The organism is Streptomyces malachitofuscus (assembly GCF_055571035.1).
Window position 1 is genome coordinate 60,649 of record NZ_JBVIGA010000002.1, and the last position, 18,347, is coordinate 78,995.

13 protein-coding genes are annotated in these 18,347 nt (G+C 72.4%); all 13 read right to left on the reverse strand.

Going from position 1 to position 18,347, the window contains the following annotated elements; genetic code table 11:
* Nucleotides 1–99: 99 nt before the first annotated feature.
* Entirely contained in the window at nucleotides 100–1,479 is a 1,380-nt protein-coding gene (locus ACZ44S_RS02770) for a nucleotide pyrophosphatase/phosphodiesterase family protein (RefSeq protein WP_466923793.1), read from the reverse strand.
* On the reverse strand, nucleotides 1,476–2,645 hold the full coding sequence (gene eboE, locus ACZ44S_RS02775) for a metabolite traffic protein EboE (protein WP_466923795.1): 1,170 nt from the start codon (nucleotides 2,643–2,645) through the stop codon (nucleotides 1,476–1,478). Before eboE ends, ACZ44S_RS02770 begins: the two co-directional genes overlap by 4 nt.
* A gap of 3 nt (nucleotides 2,646–2,648) precedes the next feature.
* Nucleotides 2,649–3,539: a TatD family hydrolase gene (locus ACZ44S_RS02780; protein ID WP_466923798.1), complete on the reverse strand. Its 891-nt coding sequence runs from the start codon at nucleotides 3,537–3,539 to the stop codon at nucleotides 2,649–2,651.
* A complete protein-coding gene (locus ACZ44S_RS02785) occupies nucleotides 3,539–4,270 on the reverse strand; it encodes an EboA domain-containing protein (protein ID WP_466923801.1) in 732 nt (243 codons plus the stop codon). Before ACZ44S_RS02785 ends, ACZ44S_RS02780 begins: the two co-directional genes overlap by 1 nt.
* The gene (locus ACZ44S_RS02790) at nucleotides 4,267–5,268 is read right to left on the reverse strand and encodes a sugar phosphate isomerase/epimerase family protein (protein ID WP_466924368.1); all 1,002 of its coding nucleotides are present in this window, start codon (nucleotides 5,266–5,268) and stop codon (nucleotides 4,267–4,269) included. The genes ACZ44S_RS02785 and ACZ44S_RS02790 overlap by 4 nt, the downstream gene beginning before the upstream one ends.
* Nucleotides 5,269–5,471: 203 nt before the next feature.
* Entirely contained in the window at nucleotides 5,472–6,476 is a 1,005-nt protein-coding gene (locus tag ACZ44S_RS02795) for an SCO3242 family prenyltransferase (protein ID WP_466924370.1), read from the reverse strand.
* 671 nt (nucleotides 6,477–7,147) lie between these two features.
* The gene (locus tag ACZ44S_RS02800; protein ID WP_466923804.1) at nucleotides 7,148–8,323 is read right to left on the reverse strand and encodes an inositol-3-phosphate synthase; all 1,176 of its coding nucleotides are present in this window, start codon (nucleotides 8,321–8,323) and stop codon (nucleotides 7,148–7,150) included.
* Between the two features lie 137 nt (nucleotides 8,324–8,460).
* Nucleotides 8,461–12,165, reverse strand: a complete 3,705-nt coding sequence (locus ACZ44S_RS02805) for a ThuA domain-containing protein (protein WP_466923807.1) — start codon at nucleotides 12,163–12,165, stop codon at nucleotides 8,461–8,463.
* Nucleotides 12,166–12,442: 277 nt separating this feature from the next.
* Nucleotides 12,443–13,441 (reverse strand): sugar phosphate isomerase/epimerase family protein, encoded by a 999-nt coding sequence (locus tag ACZ44S_RS02810; RefSeq protein WP_466923810.1) that lies wholly within the window; start codon nucleotides 13,439–13,441, stop codon nucleotides 12,443–12,445.
* Nucleotides 13,442–13,455: 14 nt separating this feature from the next.
* A complete protein-coding gene (locus ACZ44S_RS02815; RefSeq protein WP_466923812.1) occupies nucleotides 13,456–14,664 on the reverse strand; it encodes a Gfo/Idh/MocA family protein in 1,209 nt (402 codons plus the stop codon).
* An 80-nt stretch (nucleotides 14,665–14,744) separates the two neighbouring features.
* The gene (locus tag ACZ44S_RS02820) at nucleotides 14,745–15,791 is read right to left on the reverse strand and encodes a substrate-binding domain-containing protein (protein ID WP_466923815.1); all 1,047 of its coding nucleotides are present in this window, start codon (nucleotides 15,789–15,791) and stop codon (nucleotides 14,745–14,747) included.
* A 16-nt stretch (nucleotides 15,792–15,807) separates the two neighbouring features.
* Entirely contained in the window at nucleotides 15,808–16,827 is a 1,020-nt protein-coding gene (locus ACZ44S_RS02825; protein WP_466923818.1) for an ABC transporter permease, read from the reverse strand.
* Nucleotides 16,824–18,341 (reverse strand): sugar ABC transporter ATP-binding protein, encoded by a 1,518-nt coding sequence (locus ACZ44S_RS02830; protein ID WP_466923820.1) that lies wholly within the window; start codon nucleotides 18,339–18,341, stop codon nucleotides 16,824–16,826. The genes ACZ44S_RS02825 and ACZ44S_RS02830 overlap by 4 nt, the downstream gene beginning before the upstream one ends.
* Nucleotides 18,342–18,347: the final 6 nt, after the last annotated feature.

Here is an 18,347-nt window from a genome sequence, read left to right on the forward strand (position 1 = left end):
CGGTCGTGGCCGGTTCCGGTGCCGCCGGGACCGGCCGTTGTCAGTGCCGTGTGTTTCACTCTCGGTAGTCGGAAGTCGGCGGCCGTGCGTGGTGCGGTGTCAGCCGAGTCCGGCCAGCCGGAGCAGGAGTTGTTTCACATCGGTGGCCGCGACGCGGTCGCCGACAGCGCGGGGGGTGGAGCAGATGAGGAGCGGACCGTCGTCGTCGCTCGCGGGGAGGCGGCCGTGGCTGCCCCGAATAGGTGAGGGGTCCAGGGGCACGACCGCCATGCGGTAGCGCATGCCGAGCTTCTTGCGCGCCAGGGCGGTGGCCGCCTTGACCTTGACGTAGGGGTCGAGGGGATCCATGAACAGTTCGACCGGGTCGTAGCCGGGTTTGCGGTGGATCTCGACGAGCTGCGCGAAGTCGGGCGCGCGGGCGTCGTCGAGCCAGTAGTAGTACGTGAACCAGGCGTCGGGTTCGGCGACGGCGACCAGCTCGCCGGCGCGCGGATGGTCGAGGTGGTGGGTCTTCTTGCCCTCGTCGTCGAGGAGTTGCTCGATTCCGGGCAGTCCCTCGACAGCGGCGCGGGTGGCGTCGAGGTCCTCGGGGCGGCGGACGTAGACGTGGGCGAGCTGGTGGTCGGCGACCGCGAAGGCGCGGGAGGCCATCGGGTCGAGGTACTCCATGCCGTCCTGGGTGTGCACCTCGAGCAGGCCCGCGCGACGCAGGGCGCGGTTGATGTCGACGGGCCGGTTCACGCGGGTGATGCCGTACTCGGACAGGGCGACGACCGTACGGCCCTCGGCGCGGGCGTCGTCCAGCAGCGGGGCCATGGCGGCGTCCAGGTCGGCGGCCGCCCGCAGGGAGCGCGGGTCGTCGGGGCCGAAGCGCTGCAGGTCGTAGTCGAGATGAGGGAGGTAGCAGAGCGTCAGGTCGGGGTGCCGGGTGCGCATGATGTGGCGGGTGGCGTCGATGATCCACTGGCTGGAGACCAGGTCCGCGCCGGGGCCCCAGAAGTGGAACAGCGGGAAGGTGCCCAGCTTCTGGGTGAGTTCGTCGTGCAGGGCGGGCGGCCGGGTGTAGCAGTCGGGTTCCTTGCGGCCGTCGGCGTAGTAGACGGGGCGGGGGGTGACGGTGATGTCGGTGTCCGCGCCCATGGCGTACCACCAGCAGATGTTGGCGACGGTGTAGCCGGGGTGGGCGCGGCGGGCGGCGTCCCAGAGCTTGTCGCCGGCGACGAGGCCGTTGTGCTGCCGCCACAGCAGTACGTCGCCCAGCTCGCGGAAGTACCAGCCGTTGCCGACGATGCCGTGCTCCGAGGGCATGGTGCCGGTGAGGAAGGTGGACTGGGCGGCGCAGGTCACGGCGGGCAGGACGGTGCCCAGCGGGGCGCGGGAGCCGGACTGCCCGAGCGACTTGAGGTGGGGCATGTGGTCGAGCAGACGGGGGGTGAGACCCACGACGTCGAGAACGAGGAGGGGGGTGGGGTCGCTCATGGGAGTTCCTTCAGGCCGAGGTCCGTCAGGAGGTCGCGGGCCAGGGTGAGTTCGGCGGCGATGCCGTCGGCGAGCCGGCCGCGGCCGCGGGGGCGCAGGGCGGGCGGCAGGGCCTGCCAGGTGTAGGTCTCGACCTCGAGGTGGTGGGTGAGCGGGCGCGGGCCGCCGACGAGCCGGGTCAGCACGGATTGCAGGACCGGCAGCGTGGAGGTGAGGGGCGCGGTGGGGGCCGCGTGCAGCGGGACGTGGAAGTGGGCGCGCCAGGGTGCCGCGTCCGGCAGGGTGTCGCCGGCCAGGGCCTCGTCGAGGTCGTCGGTGCCGCGCAGGCCGGCGAGGGTGGAGGTGCGGGTCTGGTGCAGGAAGCGGGGTTCGGCGAAGGTGGCCAGGGCCTCGCGGACCTCGGGGAGGTGGGGCTGTTCGGCGTGCAGTGCGGCGGAGAGCTGGGACTTGACCACGGGCACACCGGCCCGGGTGAGGTCGTCCAGGGCGGTGTGCGGTTCTTCGAAGGAGGTGGCGAGGTGGCAGGTGTCGACGCAGATGCCGATGCGGTCGTGGCCGATCGCGGTGAGCGGGGCGACGGCGTCGCGGGTGGTCTCGACGACGCAGCCGGGTTCGGGTTCCAGGCCGACGCGGATGGAGCGTCCGGTGAGCTCCTGGAGCGCGTCGAGGCGGTCGGCGAGGGTGCGCAGGGCGGTGCGGGCCGTCAGCGCGCGTTGTTCGTCGTAGACCGTGCGCCAGGCGAGGGGCAGGGTGGAGATGCTGCCGTCGGTGACGTCGTCGGGGAGCAGTCCGGCGAGGACCCGGGCCAGCGCGGCGGTGTACTCCAGGCGTTCGGGATCGGCCCAGTCCGGTGTGTAGACGCGGTACTTGACCTCCTCGGCGCCGAAGCCCTCGTAGGGGAAGCCGTTGAGGGTGACGACTTCGAGGCCACGCCGTTCGAGTTCGCAGCGCAGCCCGCGCAGGGCGGACGGGTCGGTGACGAGGGCGTGGGCGGCGTCCTTGGCGAACCACAGGCCGATGCCGAGCCTGTCCCGGCCGAGGCGGCGGCGGACGGGCTCGCAGTGGTCGCGGAGCTGGGCGAGGACGCCGTCGAGGGTCTCGGCGGGGTGGACGTTGGTGCAGTAGGCGAGGTGGACGGTGGAGCCGTCGGGGTGGCGGAAGCGCATGGCTCACGCCCCCGTGGCGGGGGCGCCGGCCGGCCGTGGCTCGTCTCTCGGTGCGCCGCGCAGGATGGAGTTGCCCTCGTGGGTGGCGTCCGTGGCCGCGACGTCGAGGTTCAGGCGTCCGCTGAGGCCGTAGAAGGCGACGGGGTTGCGCCACAGCACCCGGTCGACGTCTTCCTCGGTGAAGCCCTCGGCGAGCATCAGGTCGGCGACCTTGCGGGTCTTGAGCGGGTCGCTTCTGCCCCAGTCGGCTGCGGAGTTGACCAGGACCCGCTCGGGGCCGTGGTCGCGCAGGATCGCGACCATCCGCTCCTCGTCCATCTTGGTGTCCGGGTAGACGGAGAAGCCGAGCCAGGCGCCGCTGTCCTTGGCCTCCTTGACGGTGGTCTCGTTGAGGTGGTCGACCAGGACACGGTCCATCGGCAGCGCGGACTCGCGGACGATGTCGAGGGTGCGGCGCAGCCCGGCGAGCTTGTCGCGGTGCGGGGTGTGCACCAGCGCGGGCAGGCCGTGGTCGGCGGCGAGCTGGAGCTGGGCGGCGAGGGCGGCGTCCTCGGCGGGGGTCATGGAGTCGTAGCCGATCTCACCGACGGCCACCACGTTGTCCTTGACCAGATACCGGGGCAGCGCGTCGAGGACGGGTGTGCAGCGCGGGTCGTTGGCCTCTTTCGGGTTGAGGGCGAGGGTGCAGTGGTGGGCGATGCCGTACTGGGCGGCGCGGAAGGGCTCCCAGCCGAGGAGGGAGTCGAAGTAGTCGAGGAAGGAGGCCGGGGAGGTGCGGGGCTGGCCGAGCCAGAAGGCGGGTTCGACGACGGCGCGGACGCCGGCCGCGTACATGGCCTCGTAGTCGTCGGTGGTGCGCGACGTCATGTGGATGTGGGGGTCGAAGATGCGCATCAGGACTCCTTGCCGTGGGGGTCGTCCGTGCCGTGGGCCGGGGCGGCGGGGGCGGATCCGGTCAGGGCCAGAACGCGGTGCAGGTCCTCCGGTACGGGGCGGCCGGCGGCGCGGCGCTCCTCGGCGTAGTCGCCGAGCATGCGGCCGAGTTCGGCGTCGCCCCGGGCGCGCGGGGCCAGGTCCGCGACCTGGTCCAGGCCGACGCCGGTGAAGAGGCACTTCAGTACGGCGTGCCGCCAGGCGTGGGCGTCCAGGTGGCGGGCGCCGTAGGGGCCGAGGGCGGCGGCGACGAGCCGGGTGTCGTTGGTGCGCAGGGCGTCCTCGACGAGCGGGAGGGCGTCGGGGCTGTCCGGCACGAGGTGTGGCAGGGCGTGCAGCACGGCCCGGCGTTCGTCGGCGGTGCCCTGGTAGTAGACCCGGGTCAGCGCGTCGGCGTCGGCGTGGGCCGCGTGCAGGATGAGCACACGGGCGGCGTCGGCGTGCGCGGGACCGCAGCGGCGGCCGGCCTCGGCCAGACGCAGTTCCCACACCGAGATGGGTCCGTGGGTGCCGGGGTGGGCGGCGGCCTCGTCCAGGGCCTGGTCGAGCCAGGCGCGGGCGGCGCCGCCCAGCAGGCCGGCGAGACGGCCGCGCAGTTCGGCGGGCGGGGTGAGGGCGGGGGTGGTGCCGTCACCGGTGGTCGCCGGTCTGCCGGTGGTGCCGGCTTCCGGCGTGACCTGGGGGTGGTTCATGAGGTGCTGCTCCCTTCGGGGGTGGCGGAGGGATCGCCGTGCGGAGGGACGGGGACGGAGGGGGTCGCGGCCGACGCGAGTCGGCCGGCCCTGCGGAGGAACGGGAGGGAGTGGGCGGCGAAGTGCGGGCCCGCGTGGGAGTGGCGGGGCAGTTCGACGACGGTCAGGCCCTGGTACCCGGTGGCGGCCAGGGCCGCGAGGACGGGCGGGAAGTCGATCTCGCCGTCTCCGAAGGGGAGGTGTTCGTGGACGCCCCGGCGCATGTCCTCGATCTGGACGTGGCGCAGCCAGGGGGCGGCGTCGCGCACGCAGTCCTCGGGAGGGGCGGGTTCGAGGCACTGGCAGTGGCCGATGTCCAGGGTGAGGCCGAGGGGCTCGGGGTCGCCGAGCGTGCGGCGCAGCCGGTGGAAGTCGGCGAGGGTGGCGAGGAGGTGGCCGGGTTCGGGTTCGACGGCGAGGGGGACGCCGGCGGTCGCGGCGGCGTCGAGGACGGGGGTGAGGGTTTCGGCGAGGCGTTTCCAGGCGGTGTCCTCGTCGGTGCCGTCGGGGACGATGCCGCTGAAGCAGTGCACGGCCTGGGCGCCGAGTTCGGCGGCGACACGGACGGCGCGTACGAGCAGGTCGACGCGGCGGGCGCGGTCGTCCGGATCCAGGTCCAGCAGGGACGGGCCGTGCTTGCGGCGCGGGTCGAGCACGTACCGGGCGCCGGTCTCCACGGTCACGCCGAGCCCGAGCTCGTCCAGCCGGTGCGCGACCCGGCGGGTGCGGGCGGCGAGGTCCGGGGCGAGCGGGTCGAGGTGCATGTGGTCGAGGGTCAGGCCCACGCCGTCGTAGCCGAGGTCGGCGAGGAGGGCGAGGGCGTCGTCAAGACGGAGATCGGCGAGGCCGTTGGTGCCGTAGCCGAAACGAAGCGCTGTGCCGGCGCCTTCGCCCCCACCCGGTCCTGGGTTCCCAGCGGGGGCCCCGCCTCCGGTCCGAACGGTGTCCCGGCCGCACACGTTCGCCTCCCGGCTCACGTCCCGGGCCCGGCAGTCGTCTCCCTCCCGGGCCGTGGGCCGGGCCGTGTCCGAACCGCGCACGTGGGCCTCCCGGCTGACGTCCCGTGGCAGGTCCTCGCCCCCGTCGCGGCCCGAGTGCCGGGCCGGGCGGTCGGGCGCGCCCCGGGGCGTGGTCCGGTCTGCGCCCTGGTGCGGATTCCGGCTCACGTGATGCTCACCTTTCTCATGGCGGCCCTCCGGGCGAACGCTCGGCCGGCCGGGACGAGGGCCGCGGTCAGGAGGGAGGTGACGGCCGAGCCGGAGCGTGCGGCGAGCGCGGCCTGGAGCGGGATCGTGGCGCGGATCCCGCCGCCGACGGCGCGTTGGGTGAGCGGGGGTGAGGGGTTGAGCGCGGCATGGACGTAGGGCCGGGCGGCCGTCGCCGCGTAGGCGGCGCCCAGGGCGGTGGCGAGGGCGCCGGTGGTGCTCGGTTCCGCGGCGGGGCTGGAGCCCGGCAGGCCGGGGGCGGCTGCTGCCTGCCGGCCTGCCGGGAGTCGGGTGCGGCGGCGGGTGACCAGCCGGGTCAGCAGCCCCGTGGTCGCGAGCGCCGCCAGGGGGGCCAGGGCCGAGCCGCCGGTGGTTTCCCTGCGGGACACGGCCGTGACCGCCAGGGTGTGGCTGCCGAGCAGTGCGGCGGAGGGCAGCGCGGCCCGGGTGCCGCCGCCGGTCGCGGCCGCGCCCAGGAGGAGGTCCAGCGCGCGGGCCGCGGCCATGGCCACGGGTCCGGCGGGCGTGTGCTTCAGCGCCAGGTCGTAGGACCAGACGGTCGCCGCCAGCGGAGCGGCCACCGCGAGCGCGGGCCGTCCGGCCCGGGCGGCGAGCACCAGACCGGCGCCGGTGAGGCCGCAGGCGGTGGCGAGGGCGGCGGCCGGCTCGACGCGGCCGGAGGGAATCGGGCGGTGCGGGCGCTCGACGGCGTCCTCGGCGCGGTCGGCCCAGTCGTTGAGGGCCATGCCCGCCTCGTACAGGCACAGGGAGGAGCCGATGGCGAGCAGGGTCCGCGGTCCGGGTCGCGCACCGACCGCGGCCGCGCCGGCCAGGGCGTCACCGGGGACGGTGAAGAGGGCGGGCAGCCGCAGCAGTTCGGCCCAGGCACCCGCCCGGCCCGGACGCGGACGCGCGGTACGGGACGCGGCACCGCCGCCGGGCCCCTCCGCCCCCGCGCCCACCAGGGCGGCCCCGGCGACGGCGACCAGCGCCGGCAGACCCACCGGCCCACCCCACGCGCCCGCCCACCCGGAACGGCGACGGGGATCGCGCCACAAGCCACCCTTCTCGGAGACCGGCTCGGACGCCACCGTGTCACCCCGGACCGTGAACCATGCGGGCAGCCGCAGCAGTTCGGCCCAGGCACCCGCCCGGCCCGGACGCGCGGTACGGGATGCCACGCCGTCCCCGGGAGCCGGTCCGCCCGCCCTCGCACCCACCAGGGCGGCCCCGGCGACGGCGACCAGCACGGGCAGGCCCAGAGGTTCGGCCCACGTGCCCGCACCGCCCGAGCGAGGCGCGGTGCCGTGATCGGCACCCGGCCGGCCCGTGCCAGGCGCGACGCCGCCCTCGAGGGCCGGGCCGCCCGCCACCGCGTCGCCCGGGACGGTAGACCGCGCCGGCAGGCGCAGCAGCCCGGTCCGTAGGCCGAAGCGGCGCCGATGGGAGCCGGGGACACGGAGGGCGGTGCCCACCTCAGGGACCGGCCTGCCCGCCACAGCGGTGCCGCGGACGGAGGACAGCGCGGGCAGGAGCAGCCGTTCGGCCAACTCGGCCGCGCGGCCCCGGTGCCGCTTACGGGGCTCGGTGTCGGGTTCAGCGGGCGTGTGCCGGGCCGGGACGGGTGGGCGGTTCATCGCGGGGTCCCGGGGGTGCCGGTGTCGTCGCGCAGCCGTTCGGCGAACCTCCTCAGCTCCGCGTACTGCTCGGCCAGTGACGACGGACCGTCCCCGACGGGGTCCTTGAAGTAGAAGCCCAGTTCGCTCAGGGGACCGGTCAGGCCCTTCTCCCGGGCGCGGACGGTCAGGCGGGCCAGGTCCAGGACGAGCGGGGCGGCGAGGGCGGAGTCGCAGCCCTGCCAGATGGTCTGGAGGATCATGCGGGAGCCGAGGAAGCCGTCGAAGGCGATGTGGTCCCAGGCCGTCTTCCAGTCGCCGAGGGCCGGTACGTCGTCGATGTGGACCTCGCCCTCCGGAGTGGAGCCGAGGGTGTCGGCGAGGACGCGTTCCTTGCCGGCGTTCTTCGCGGCGGCGGCCGCCGGGTCGGCGAGGGCGGCGCCGTCGCCACCGCCCAACAGGTTGGTGCCGGACCATGCGCGCACGGCGAGGGCGCGTTGCTGGAACATCGGGCCGAGTACCGAGCGCAGCAGGGTCTGCCCGGTCTTGCCGTCGCGGCCCGCGTACGGCACGCCCGAGGACGCGGCGAGCGGGGCCAGCGCCGGGTGGTGCAGGCCCGTGGAGGGGGTGAAGTTGACGTAGGGGCAGCCGGCGCGCAGGGCTGCGGCCGCGTAGAGGGAGCTGGGCGGCAGGGAGCCGTCGGCGGGCGCGGGCTCGGTGGAGGCGACGTTGACGACGACGGCGCCCGCGAGGTCCTGGCGGCGGACGAAGTCGCGGATGTCGGCCGCGAACACGTCGATCCAGTCGTCGTCGGTGCGGGCGGGGCCGCCGTCCGTGTCGCCGGGCACGGGACCGCCGGGCCTGATCTCGCGGTCGGCGGCGACGAGCTCGGCGTGCACCGCGGACGGCAGGCCGTGCGGCAGCACACCCCCGTCGGCGAGGTGTTCCGCCCGCTTGGGGAGCGGGCAGTCGACGGTGTCGTGACCGCCGAAGACGAGGGACGACAGCGAGGGCAGGCCGCACGGGGCGAAGTCGGGGGTCTCGGTGACCATGCCGGTCGGCGGGTGGAGCCCGGCGGCGACGGCGGCGCAGCCCGCGATGGCGGTCGTGGCCACGGATCCGCGTGCCCCGATGAGCCAGACGCCGAAGCGCGGGGCCGGGGAGGGGGTGGGGAGGAACGGTTCGGCGGACATGGGCAGCCTCCTTGTCGTACGCGAACCTGGTGCGAGCGCCGGCGGGGGGGGGACGAGCGGGGGTGCCGGGCGGCCGGGCCCGGCGGGACGGCGGGCGGAGGTCCGGCGTCCTCCGCCCGCCGCCGTCTCGTTCGCCCTTAGGAGGGCAGTTCCTTCAGCTGGATGTTGCGGAAGGAGACCTGGTCGTCGGCGCCGTGGTTCTGGAGGCCGATGTAGCCGTCGGTCAGGCTCCGCTCGGGGTCCTTGTTGGTGAAGTCGTTGATCTTGACTCCGTTGAGGAACACCTGGAGGCGTTCCCCGCGGACCTTGATCTCGTAGGAGTTCCACTGGCCGGGCGGCCGCAGGACCTGGTCACGGGCCTTGATGTTCGCCGACTTGAAGGAGTAGACCGAGCCCGTGGTGCGGTCCGGCGCGTCCGTGGCGTCGATCTGGATCTCGTAGCCCTTGTTCACCGCGGACCAGGGGTCGTCGGAGGCGGGGAAGCCCACGAACACACCGGAGTTGTCGTCGCCCTGCATCTTCCAGTCGAGCTTGAGGGAGTACGACTTCAGCTCCTTGGCCTGGTACCAGAGCAGCCCCATGCCGCCCTCGGTCTCCATCACGCCGTCCTTGACGACGAACGTGCCGGGTCCGGCCTGCTTCCAGCCGTCCAGGGTCTCGCCGTTGAAGATCTCCCGGTAGCCCTTGTCCGGCTTGCAGTCCGCCTTGACCTGGCCGGTGGCGTACTGCAGACCGCCGAGCAGGTGGGCCCGGAAGGCCTCGTCGGCGTAGGACTCCTTGGTGTGGCCGCCGCCGGTGTAGAAGGAGCGGCCGCCGCCGTAGCTCTGGCACCAGGCGATCGGGTGGTCGCCCTTCATGTTCCCGCCCTCGTAGGTGGTCTCGTCGAGGGTGGCGAGGACCTTGGCCTGCTCACGCGGGTTGGTGCGGTAGTTGTACCACTCGTCGGTGCGCTCCCAGGTGTCGCCGAGGTGCGCGGTGGACGGGTGGTCATGGTCGTGGACGCGCACGGTGGCCTTCTGGATGGCCGGGTGCGAGTCGAAGTAGGCGCCCACGAGGCCGCCGTAGAACTCCCAGTCGTACTCGGTGTCGGCGGCGGCGTGGATGCCCATGTAGCCGCCCCCGTTCTTGACGTAGTTCTCGAACGCCTTCTGCTGCTCGGCGTTCAGCACGTCACCGGTGGTGGAGAGGAAGGCCACCGCGTCGTACTTGGCGAGGTTGGCGGTGGTGAACTGCCGGGCCTCCTCGGTGGCGGTGACGGAGATGCCGGCCGGGCCGCCCAGCTCCTTCAGCGCGGCGACGCCTTCCGGGATGGAGTCGTGCCGGAAGCCCGCCGTCCTGGAGAAGACCAGGACCTTCTTGCCCTTCTTGAACGGCTCCTTGGAGAACTCGAAGTCGTCGACGTCGTACAGTGCCCCGTCGCCGCCCCGGAAGACCAGGTAGATCTCCGTGGTGCGCTTGGGCAAAGACCGCAGCGGCACGTCGACGTTCTGGAACGTCTCCCAGCTGCCGGTCGGCGGGATGTACGCGGAGCCGTGCAGCTTGCCGTTCGGCGAGCCGGTGCGCAGCTCGATGAAGCCGCCGGAGCCGCCGGAGGAGGCTCGGACGGTCATCTTCTTCTGCCCGTCGAACCGGTAGGGGCCGAAGGAGATCCAGTCGCCGTCGTTGATGTCGCCGACGGTCTTGCCGCCGTTGGCGCCGGTCTTGTCGATCACCGACACGCCCTGCTGGGTGCCGAAGTGCTCGGCCTGGCGGTGCGGCGGCTGGATCACCGTGCGGGCGGTGCCGGTCAGGGCCTCCTGGCCGTTGGCCCCGCCGTCGGTGTAACTGGCGCCGACGACACCGTAGATGTTGGCGTTGGGGTCGTGACCGCCGTCGCCGGGCGGCGGGGTGAGGGTGCCCTCACAGCCCATTTCGCTGGTCAGCTCGTGGGCGTGGGAGTCGTGGCCGAGGCTGTAGGCGACCTTGACCCTGGAGCAGTCGATCGTCTCCTCGGGGTCGGTGACCTTCACCTTGAAAGGGATGGGCTCCCCCATGGGCAGCAGCGTGCCGTTGCCGGGGACCTCGATGGTCACCGTGGGCTCGGTGTTGCCGACCACGATCCGGACGCTGGCGTTACCGGTGTTGCCCTCAGGGTCCTTCGCGGTGAAGGTGGCGGTGTAGGTGCCGGTCTTCTTGTACTTGTGGGTGGGGGTGAGTCCCTCGCCCGTGGTGCCGTCGCCGAAGTCCCAGCTGTAGGTGAGGTCCGGGGAGTCGGCGTCCTTGGCGGAGGCGGTGAACTTGACCTTCAGGCCCGCCGCGCCCGACGTTCTGTCCGCGCCGGCCTCGGCGATCGGGGAGAAGCCGTCCTCGGCGTTCTCGATCCGGTACAGCGCGGAGTGCTCGTCGCCCTGGAACCAGGAGACACCGTAGTCCAGGACGTAGAGCGCGCCGTCGGGGCCGAACTCCATGTCCATGATCTGGGTGCCGGTCCACGGGAAGTCGTTGATCTTCGCGACGGAGCCGTCCTCGTTCTGCTCGATCCGCTTGATCCAGCGGCGGCCGAACTCGCCCGCGAAGAAGTCCCCGTCGTAGGCCTCGGGGAACTTCACCGAGGAGTCGAGCTCGGGGTCGTAGCGGTAGACCGGGCCGGCCATCGGCGACTCGGAGCCGCTGCCGAACTCGGGCAGGGAACCGCCGTCGTAGGGGATCCAGGCGGGCTGCGCGGGCGGCAGGTCGACGAGGCCGGTGTTGTGCCGCGAGGTGTTCTTCGGGGCGTCGCAGTCGAACTTCCCGCCGGAGGCGCCGGTGCCGAAGTCGTAGTCGCTGTAGGCGTCGTTGTCGCCGGTGCAGAACGGCCAGCCGAAGTTGGCAGGCTCGGTGACCTTGGCGAACTCGACCTGGCCGGCCGGGCCCCGGTCGGGGTCGGCGGCGCCGGCGTCGGGACCGTAGTCACCGACGTAGACGATGCCGGTCTTGTCGTCGACGCTCATCCGGAACGGGTTGCGGAAGCCCATCGCGTAGATCTCGGGGCGGGTCTTCTCGGTGCCGGGTGCGAAGAGGTTGCCGTCCGGGACGGTGTAGGAGCCGTCCTCGGCGACCTTGATGCGCAGGATCTTGCCGCGCAGGTCGTTGGTGTTGCCGGAGCTGCGGCGGGCGTCGAAGGCCGGGTTGCGGTCGGCCCGTTCGTCGATCGGCGTGTAGCCGTCGGAGGCGAAGGGGTTGGTGTCGTCGCCGGTGGACAGGTAGAGGTTGCCCTCGGCGTCGAAGTCCATGTCGCCGCCCACGTGGCAGCAGATGCCCCGGGAGGCCGCGACGTCCAGGACCTTCTTCTCGCTGGCCATGTCCAGCGTGCCGTTGGGGTTGAGGACGAAGCGGGACAGGCGGTTGACGCCGTCGAACTTCTTGAAGTCCTCGGCGGTGCCGGTCTCCGGGGCGTCGCCCGCGGGGGTGTCGAGGGGCGGGGCGTAGTAGAGGTAGATCGCCCGGTTGTTCTCGAAGTCCGGGTCGACGCCGACGCCCTGGAGGCCCTCCTCGTCGTGGCTGTACACGTCGAGCCGGCCGGCGACCTTGGTGACGCCGCCCTGGTCGGTGATCCGCAGGGTGCCGTCGCGCGAGGTGTGCAGGACGCTGCGGTCGGGGAGCACGGCGAGCGACATCGGCTCGCCCGTCTCGGGCTCGCCCTTGGCGAGCGGCACCTGCTGGAACTGGCCCTCGGCGGCTGCCGGTTCTGCCGCAGTCGGCTGGGCGCCGGCGACGGTGGCCGGGGTGCCCACGGCCAGCAGCAGGCCGGTGAACAGGGCGAGGGGGGTGCGAAGTCTGTGACGCCTCGTGGCGTTGCTGGATTTGAGTCTGCTTCTGTGCACGAAGTCCCTCCGGGAACGGGGTGGGGCCTTGCGGAACAGGTGCGAAGACGAGTGGCGGGTGCGGTACGTGCGGGCGCCGGGGTGCGCCGTCACCCCGGAGACGTGGGTGTCGCGAACACTTCAGGGACGGTAACCGCGTTCTTCCGGGGCCAACACCCCTTGGAACACTTCTGGTTGAACTTCTTCCCAACTCAGGACAAAGCGGGACGCGGGCAGGGCGGACCGGGGACCGGCGCTGTCGCCGGCCCCCGTCCCCGACCTGCTGTCGGTCCTGCGGTCAGCTGTTGAACGCGGCGTCGAAGGAGGCGCTGGGCGGCTCGAAGTCGAAGGCCTTGAGACGGTTCAGCGCCTCGGGGGCGCCCTGGAGCCGGTCCATGCCCGCGTCCTCCCACTCGACGGACACGGGGCCCTTGTAGTCGATGGAGCGCAGCATGCGGAAGACGTCCTCCCACGGGACGTCCCCGTGACCGGCGGAGACGAAGTCCCAGCCGCGCCGGGGGTCGCCCCAGGGCAGGTGGGAACCGAGGCGGCCGTTGCGGCCGTCGAGGCGCTTGCGAGCCTCCTTGCAGTCGACGTGGTAGATCCGGTCGCGGAAGTCCCACAGGAAGCCGACCGGGTCGAGGTCCTGCCACACGAAGTGGGAGGGGTCGAAGTTGAGGCCGAAGGCCGGCCGCCGCCCCACCGCGTCCAGGGCGCGCACGGTGGTCCAGTAGTCGTAGGCGATCTCGCTGGGGTGGACCTCGTGGGCGAAGCGCACGCCCTCGGCGTCGAAGACGTCCAGGATCGGGTTCCACCGCTCGGCGAAGTCCTCGTAGCCGCGCTCGATCATCGACTCGGGGGCGGGCGGGAACATGGCGACGAGGTGCCAGATGGCGGAGCCGGTGAAGCCGATGACGGTGTCGACGCCGAGGAGGGCCGCGGCGCGCGCGGTGTCCTTGATCTCGGCGGCGGCCCGCTGCCGTACGCCCTCGGGTTCGCCGTCGCCCCAGATACGGGCGGGCAGGATGGCCTGGTGGCGTTCGTCGATGATGGCGTCGCAGACCGCCTGCCCGACGAGGTGGTTGGAGATCGCCCAGCACTTCAGGCCGTACTTGTCGAGGAGCTGGTGCCGGCCGGCCACGTAGGAGGGGTCGGCGAGGGCCTTGTCCACCTCGAAGTGGTCGCCCCAGCAGGCGAGTTCGAGCCCGTCGTAGCCGAAGTCGCGGGCGAGTCGGCAGACCTCCTCCAGCGGCAGGTCGGCCCATTGGCCGGTGAAGAGCGTGAAGTTGCGCGGCATGCGTGTCCGTCCTCTCAGGCGGCGATCGGTGTGTAGACGGAGTTCTTCTCGGCGCTCTCCTCCACCGCCGCCAGGACGCGCTGCACCTGCAGCCCGTCGGCGAAGGAGGGGTCGGGGCCCCGGCCCTCGGCCACCGCGTGGACCAGGTCGCGGGCCTGGTGCACGAAGGTGTGCTCGTAGCCGAGGCCGTGGCCCGGCGGCCACCATGCCTCGAGGTAGGGGTGCTCGGGTTCGGTCACGAGGATGCGGCGGAATCCGGCGTGGGTCGCCGGCTCGGTGCCGTCGTGGAACTCCAGTTCGTTGAGCCGCTCCAGGTCGAAGGCCAACGACCCCCGTTCGCCGTTGAGTTCGATGCGCAGGGCGTTCTTGCGCCCGGTGGCGTACCGGGTGGCCTCGAAGGAGGCGAGGGCGCCGGAGGCGAAGCGGCCGGTGAACAGGGCCGCATCGTCGACGGTGACCTGTCCGGTGCCGGCGGCGGAGACGGCGGCCAGGCCGCTGCTGGGGGCGGTCGGCAGCGGCCGCTCCCGCACGAACGTCTCGGTGAGCGCGGAGACGCCCGCGAGCTGCTCCCCGGCCAGGTACTGCGCCAGGTCGACGATGTGCGCGCCGAGGTCGCCGAGCGAGCCGGAGCCGGCCTGCTCCCGGCGCAGCCGCCAGGTCAGCGGGAAGGCGGGGTCGACCAGCCAGTCCTGCAGATACGCCACGCGCACGTGCCGCAGGGTGCCGATGCGGCCCTCGGCCACCATCCGCCGGGCCAGCGCGGTCGCCGGCACACGGCGGTAGTTGAAGCCGACCATCGCCAGCTGTCCGCGCGAGCGTCCCTCCTCGGCGGCGCGGGCCATCGCCTCGGCCTCGGCGACGGTGTTGGCGAGGGGTTTTTCGCACAGCACGTGCTTGCCCGCGGCGAGGGCGGCCAGTGCGATCTCGGCGTGGCTGTCACCGGGGGTGCAGATGTCGACGAGGTCGATGTCGTCCCGCTGGACCAGGGCGTGCCAGTCGGTCTCGGCCTCCGCCCAGCCGTGCCGGTCCGCCGCCGCGCGCACGGCGTCAACGTCCCGGCCGCAGATCACGGCCAGTTCGGGGCTGAGCGGCAGGTCGAAGACGCGGCCCGCGGTGCGCCAGCCCTGGGAGTGGGCGGCGCCCATGAAGGCGTAACCGACCATGCCGATGCGCAGCGGTGGCTTACCCGTCCGATCCCCTTCGGACGCTTGCGGCTGTGCCATTCGGATGTCCTCCTCGTCGTCGTGTCGGGCGGGGGTGGGCCCCGCCCGGTGGGCTGGTCAGGCCCGTGGGGCGGGGCTCCTCACTTGAAGCCGGTGGACATGTACTGGTCCACGTTCTCCTTGTCGACGACGGCCGAGTAGCAGGTCACCGACGAAGGGATCTCGAACTCGGCGAGACCGCCGACGCCCTTGCCCTGGCCGAGGGCGCGGGCGAGGTCGATCGCGGAGGCGGCCATGGTCGGCGGGTACAGGACGGTGGCCTTCAGGACACCGTTGTCGGCCTTGATGGCCTCGAAGGCGGAGAGCGCGCCCGCGCCGCCCACCATCAGGAACTCGTCGCGCCCGGCCTGGTCGATGGCGCGCAGCGCGCCCACGCCCTGGTCGTCGTCGTGGTTCCACAGCGCGTCGATCTGCGACTGGGCCTGGAGCAGCTGGGCCATCTTGGCCTGGCCGGACTCGACGGTGAACTCGGCGGCCTGGCGGGCCACCTTCTTGATGTTGGGGTAGTTCTTCAGGGCGTCGTCGAAGCCCTGGGTGCGCTGTTTGGTCAGCTCCAGGTTGTCCAGGCCGGCCAGCTCGACGACCTTCGCGTTCTGCTTGTCCTTGAGCTTCTCGCCGATGTAGTGGCCGGCGTTGAGGCCCATGCCGTAGTTGTCGCCGCCGATCCAGCAGCGGTAGGCCTGGGGGGTGTTGAAGATCCGGTCGAGGTTGACGACCGGGATGCCGGCGCGCATCGCCTTCAGACCGACCTGGGTGAGGGCCTTGCCGTCGGCGGGCAGGATCACCAGGACGTCGACCTTCTTGTTGATGAGGGTCTCGATCTGGCCGATCTGCTGGGCGGTGTCGTTGGAGCCCTCGGTGATCTCCAGGGTGACGTCCGAGTACTTCTCGGCGCGCTTCTTGGCGTTGTCGTTGATGGCGTTGAGCCAGCCGTGGTCGGCCTGCGGTCCGGCGAAGCCGATGGTGACCGGCTTGCCGGGCTTGTCGTCGGCGGCGGGCTGGTCGTTCGCGGCCGGTTTGTCGTCGCTGGACTCGTTGCTCGTGCAGCCGGTGACGAACACGCCGGCGGATACGGCGGCCGCTCCGAAGAGCAGTCCTCTGCGGCTGGCGAAAGGTGTCTCTGGCATGGCGGTGAACCCTTTCCTAGGTCGTGCTCGCGGTACGGCGCTGGACCAGCACGGCGGCGACGATGATCGCGCCCTTGGCGATCTGCTGGACGTCGCTCTGCAGGTTGTTCAGGGCGAAGATGTTGGTGATGGTGGTGAAGATCAGGACGCCGAGGACGGAGCCGACGATGGTGCCCCGGCCCCCGGTGAGCAGGGTGCCGCCGATGATCGCGGCGGCGATGGCGTCGAGTTCGTAGAGGTTGCCGTTGGTGTTCTGGCCGGAGCCGGCCAGGACGATCAGCAGGAAGGCCGCGATGCCGCAGCACAGCCCGGACAGCAGGTACAGGTAGAGCTGCTGGCGGCGTACGTCGATGCCGGCGAGCCGGGCGGCCTCCGCGTTGCCGCCGACGGCGACGGTGCGGCGGCCGAAGGTGGTCCGGTTGAGGACCAGCCAGCCGATGACGGTGACCGCGGCGAACACCAGGACCAGCGGCGGTATGCCGAGGATGTAGGAGTCGCGTTCACCGAGGTCGAGGACGCCGTCGACGGTGACGATCTGCGTCCGCCCGTCGGTGATCTGCAGGGCGAGTCCGCGGGCGGAGGCGAGCATGGCGAGGGTGGCGATGAACGGGACCATCCCGCCGTACGCGATGAGCACCCCGTTGACCAGTCCGCAGCCCAGTCCGACCAGTACGGCGGTGAAGAGGATGCCGCCGAAGCCGAACTCCTGGGTGGCGACCGTGGTGGCCCACACCGAGGCGAGGGCGACGATCGCGCCGACCGAGAGGTCGATGCCGCCGGAGATGATGACGAAGGTCATGCCGACGGTGACGACCCCGATGACGGAGGCCTGGGTGAGGACGAGCTGGAGGTTGCGGGTGTCCAGGAACTGGTCCGGTTTGGTGATGCCGCCGATGAGGATCAGTACGGCGAGTACGCCGAGCAGCGACATCGTGCGGACGTCGGCGCGGAACAACACGGCGCGCCAGGGTGGCTGTTCGGCGGCCGACGGCACCTTTCCGGTGCTGTCCCGCGGCGGGGAGACGTTCTGCGTCATGACGCCGGGCTTCCTTCCATGACCAGGTCGAGTACACGGTGTTCGTCGAGTTCGCGGGCGGGCGCGGTGTGGACGACGTCGCCCTCGCGCAGCACCAGGACGCGGTCGGCGAGGCCCAGGACCTCGGGCACCTCGCTGGAGACCAGCAGCACGGCGAGGCCCTCGTCCGCCAGCCGGCGGACGACCGCGTACAGTTCGGCGCGGGCGCCGACGTCGACGCCGCGGGTGGGTTCGTCGAGCAGCAACACCCGGCAGCCGCGCAGCAGCCAGCGGGCGAGCACGGCCTTCTGCTGGTTGCCGCCGGACAGGGTGCGCACGGGTACGTCGGGGTTGTCGGGCCGCAGGGACAGTTCGCGGACCGCCGCGCGCGCCGCCCCCAGTTCGGCGCCGCGGTCGATCCAGCCGGCCCTCGCGAAGCGCGACATGGAGGAGACCGACACGTTGCGGGTGACGGACTCCAGCATGAGCAGGGCCTGCGCCTTGCGTTCCTCGGGGGCGAGCCCGAGCCCGGCGCGTACGGCGGCCCGCACACTGCCCGGCTTCAGCGGCCGTCCGTCGACGAGGACCCGGCCGGTGTCGGGCTTGCGGGCGCCGTAGATCGTCTCCAGGATCTCGGAGCGTCCCGAGCCGACGAGTCCGGCGAGCCCGACGATCTCCCCGGGGCGCACCTCGAGGTCGAGCGGGGCGAACTCGCCCCGGCGGGACAGTCCTTCGACGGTGAGCACCGGTTCGCCCTGCGGTACGGCGCCGGGCCGCTCCGGGAAGACGTACTCGACGTTGCGTCCCGTCATCAGGGCGACCACCTCACGGGTGGGCGTCGACTTGGCTGGCAGTCCGCCGGCCACGGCCCGGCCGTCCTTGAGGACGGTGACCCGGTCGCCGATGCGCCGGATCTCCTCCAGACGGTGCGAGATGTAGACGACGGCGACCCCGTCGGCGGTGAGGTCCCCGACGATCCGGAAGAGGTTGTCGACCTCGTCCGGGTCGAGCGCGGCGGACGGCTCGTCCATCACGATGAGCCGTACGTCGTGGGAGAGCGCCCGTGCCATCGACACGATCTGCTGCTGGGCCGCGGACAGGTCCCCGACCAGCCGGGCCGGGTCGACCTCCGGGTGTCCGAGCCGCTTGAGGAGTTCGGCGGTCGACGCCCTGGCGGCCCTTCCCCTGACGACGAAGCCGGCGGTGGTGGGTTCGTGGCCGAGGTGGACGTTCTCGGCGACGGACAGGTGTTCCACCAGGTCGAGTTCCTGGTAGATGGTGGCGATGCCGAGACGCATGGCGGCGATCGGCGAGCGCAGGGTGACGTCGTCGCCGCGCCAGCGGATGGTGCCCGAGTCGGGCTGGTGGGCGCCGGCCAGCACCTTGATCAGGGTGGACTTGCCGGCGCCGTTCTGGCCGAGCAGGCAGTGCACCTCGCCCGCCTGGACGTCGAGGTCGACGCCGTCCAGGGCCCGGACTCCGGGGAAGGACTTGGTGATGCCGGACATGCTGAGCAGCGGTGGTTCTGGTGCCATGCGGAT